Origin of the sequence: Wolbachia endosymbiont of Pentidionis agamae (genome assembly GCF_036711655.1) — a bacterium.
Classification (GTDB): domain Bacteria; phylum Pseudomonadota; class Alphaproteobacteria; order Rickettsiales; family Anaplasmataceae; genus JAZHPY01.
In genome coordinates this window covers 1-3,818 of the sequence record NZ_JAZHPY010000094.1, presented here as the reverse complement: position 1 = coordinate 3,818, position 3,818 = coordinate 1, and the positions used below count along the sequence as shown (strand labels likewise).

Annotated in this window: 2 protein-coding genes and 1 pseudogene; 2 read left to right on the top strand and 1 reads right to left on the bottom strand. The window is 30.4% G+C overall.

From position 1 onward, the window contains the following. The first annotated feature begins 159 nt into the window (after window positions 1–159). Complete coding sequence (locus V6U76_RS04820) at window positions 160–1,245, top strand: methyltransferase (protein ID WP_408647429.1); 1,086 nt, start codon at window positions 160–162, stop codon at window positions 1,243–1,245. A 71-nt stretch (window positions 1,246–1,316) separates the two neighbouring features. After that, on the top strand, window positions 1,317–3,083 hold the full coding sequence (locus V6U76_RS04815; RefSeq protein ID WP_333023976.1) for a ribonucleoside-diphosphate reductase subunit alpha: 1,767 nt from the start codon (window positions 1,317–1,319) through the stop codon (window positions 3,081–3,083). A gap of 260 nt (window positions 3,084–3,343) precedes the next feature. On the opposite strand, the pseudogene V6U76_RS04810 reads toward V6U76_RS04815, so the two are convergent. After that, window positions 3,344–3,818: pseudogene (locus V6U76_RS04810) on the bottom strand (hypothetical protein); the annotation flags it as partial.

Below are 3,818 nucleotides of genomic sequence, written 5' to 3'. Positions count from 1 at the left end.
TTTTTAGTAAACCAATCAAAATATAAGATATATATGTTAATATTTAAAGAAAATAAAAGTTAAATGCTATAAAAATTTATATTTTATTTAGTACTCTTTTCATTTATGATTAATGAGATTCAGTGAAACTGAGATAAAATATCATAAAGGCTTACAATGATAAAAAATTTTCTCTCATCGATTAAAAGATTTGTAATGTCATTTATATACAAGTGTACTAATCTGTTCCATGTTAAGAATACTAGTAGCGCTTCTTCACAACAAAAGGCTCACTTTCTTGCAAAATTTTTCTCTAACAAACTAAAAAATTTTCTAAATGCAAATATCGATACTGGTCTTCATAACTTCTACAGAGGCAATATATTAGAGGCAAAGTTATATTTTAAGTTGATGAATATACTTTTTCCTTGTTCAGCAGTAATCAAGTATAACATAGCAAGGTGTTACTTTGCATTAGGCAATACTAATATGGCATATAATTACTTTATAAAAACATTAAGGCTAGATAAAAACTGTAATGAAGCTTTATACTATATTAAGAAAATCAAAAATCCTATTTCTATTAAATTTATACCCAACAACCTGATAAGGCAGTATTTTAATAATACTGGAGGATATTTTGTTGAACACTGGTTAATATCAAAGCAGTATAGAGGACATGAGTACGTATATATTGGAGTGGTAAGTATTTTTAATAATGATCATTTATCAGATTTAAAAATACTTGATCTTGGGTGTGGCACAGGAGTATGCGGTCATTTTCTTAAGATAAATTGTATTGGTAGCTATGCAGTTGGGATTGATATATCAAGTAGAATGTTAAATGTGGCTAGAGGGTGTTTTGTAAACAATAAGCCAGTCTATAATGAGTTAATTAACATAAGTTTAAGAGAATTTTTAGGACGAAAGAAATGTGAACAATATGATGTGATAATTTTTTCTGAAGTACTACATTATGTATATGATTTTGAGTATGAATTAAGATTATCAAGAAATTTCTTAAGTAACAAGGGAGCAGTAATATGTTTAGTCCGAAGAAAAAAGGATAAAGGTAAGAATAAAGGTGTAGATTTTATTAACAAAGGTGATTACTTTTGTCATTCAGAACATTATATAAGATGTGTGGCAGAAAAGATATCTATGGAGATAAGCTATATGAGTTATTGCAAAATATATGGAAGTCAAGTTGACGGAATACTATTTATATTACAATTTAAAAAGTCTGAGTTAAAAGCGAAAGAATAATAATCCATGGACAATCATTAAGTATATTTATATGATTGTATAATCAAAATAGTAGTACAGCAGGACAAGTTATGTTAGATATATATTGCAATGATCAGAATAATAAACTAACTGATTTCGGGAAAGCTTTATTATCAGACAGATATTTGATAGAAAATGAAAATTATCAAGATTTGTTTATACGTATTTCCAACTACTATTCTGATGATGAAGAGCATGCAAGGCGCCTTTATCATTACATGAGTAACTTATGGTTTATGCCATCAACACCTATACTCAGTAATGGAGGAACAGAAAGAGGTTTTCCTATTTCTTGCTTTCTTAATGAAACAGAAGATAGTTTAAAAGGAATAGTAGATTTATGGAATGAAAATGTTTGGCTTGCTGCACGAGGAGGAGGGATAGGAAGCTATTGGGGAAATTTGCGTTCAATAGGTGAAAAAGTAAAAGGTAGTGGTAAAACATCAGGCATTATACCTTTTGTCGTAGTACAAAATGCTTTAACTCTTGCAATTAGTCAAGGTTCTTTAAGAAGAGGAAGTTCTGCAGTTTATCTCCCAGTATGGCATCCAGAAATAGAAGAATTTCTAGATCTACGCAAACCAACTGGTGGTGATCCAAATCGCAAAGCACTCAATATACATCACGCTGTGATAATATCTAATCAATTTATGCATGCTGTTGAAAATGATAGAGAGTGGAATTTAATCAGCCCACATAATAATAAAGTTATTTCAACCCTTAAAGCACGTGACATATGGATTAAAATACTAACTACAAGAATTGAAACTGGAGAACCATACATTATTTTTATTGATACGATAAATAAAAATAAACCTGAGTCTTATAAAAAATTAAGTCTAGACATTAAAATGTCTAACTTATGTAGTGAAATTACTTTAACTACAGGTTATGATCATCAAGGGAAATCACGTACTGCTGTTTGTTGTTTATCATCAGTTAATCTTGAATATTACGAAAAGTGGAAGGATAATGAGTTTTTCATAGAAGATGTAATGCGTTTTCTTGATAATGTATTAGAAGATTTTATAAATAAAGCGCAAAACGAAATGCAGCGCGCAAGATATTCTGCAATGAAAGAACGCAGCATTGGTCTTGGTGTTATGGGTTTTCACTCATTTTTGCAAAGTAAAATGATTCCTTTTGAATCAATAGTAGCTAAACAATGCAATATAAAAATATTTCAGTATTTACGTAAGCAAGCAGATATGGTATCAAAAAAGTTAGCTGTGCAAAAAGGAGCTTGTCCTGATGCTATAGAAGCTAATTTAATGGAGAGATTTACACATAAGCTTGCTATTGCTCCAACTGCTTCAATCTCAATTATAGCAGGTAATACTTCACCTGGGATAGAACCATATGCAGCGAATGTTTTTACACAAAAAACACTAACTGGTTCATTTGTTGTGCGGAATAAGTTTTTGCAAAAGCTCCTAGCAGAAAAAAATCAAGATAATGATAAAGTATGGTCTTCAATCTCAACAAATGAAGGTTCTGTTCAACATCTAGAATTTTTAACAGAACGTGAAAAATTAGTCTTTAAAACTGCGTATGAGCTTGATCAACAATGGATTATAGAACATGCGAGTGATAGAACCACGTATATTTGTCAATCTCAATCAGTTAATTTATTTTTAGCTGCAAATGTACACAAGCGTTATTTACATAAAATACACATGCTTGCCTGGAAAAAAGGACTAAAAAGTCTATATTATTGTAGATCTCAGTCAATGCAGAGAGCTGATAAAATATCTCATAATGCTCTAGCTTTGAAACACAAAGAAATTAAATACGATGAATGTTTATCATGTCAATAAGTTTTTAAATATAACTTATTTGAAAACTTTTGTTTTGCAATCTGCTCAACCTCTATATAGCATGCATAATGAAAAAGATTGTATGGTAAGTCTTTTGTTAATAAGCTTTGATTCAATTTATTTAACAGATTCTTTTTATTTAGTAATTATACACTTTAGTGGAAATCATTAGCTAAACATCACCAAGTATGCTTATATAAGCATAGTACAAATTTATGTTAAGTTCCCTTTCAAAATCTATATAGATGTTTCACATCAATCTATGGTATTGAGGTTACTTGCCTTCCTATCTGATCTGTATTAGCATCTCTCAATTTACTATCAGGGGATTTCTCCTTGTAACACATAACACCAACTGTAACGATAGCTGCAAGTATCCCAACGCTAAGCACTACACCAATTGCAGGTAATATTGCAAAGCCTATAGCAGCACATACTGCAAATGTTATGAGCGAAGAAGTTGCAAGGGATAGAGCGCTATATCCCATTATCTTCGCATTGCTATTATGTTTTTCTTGCATATTAAGTACATCACGTCTTTCCATCCCTTTTCTACATTGCACTTTTACGTGATCTCCATATATAGGAAAACCTTCGCTTAATTTACCTGATTTTAAATAATTCTCAATCTCCTTCCTTATTTCAGGATGTTTAAAAAGTGCTGCTAATTTATTTGGATTATTCTCTACCAATATTTTATAAAGTGAAATCTCTGTTTCTCTATATTCTCCTGTA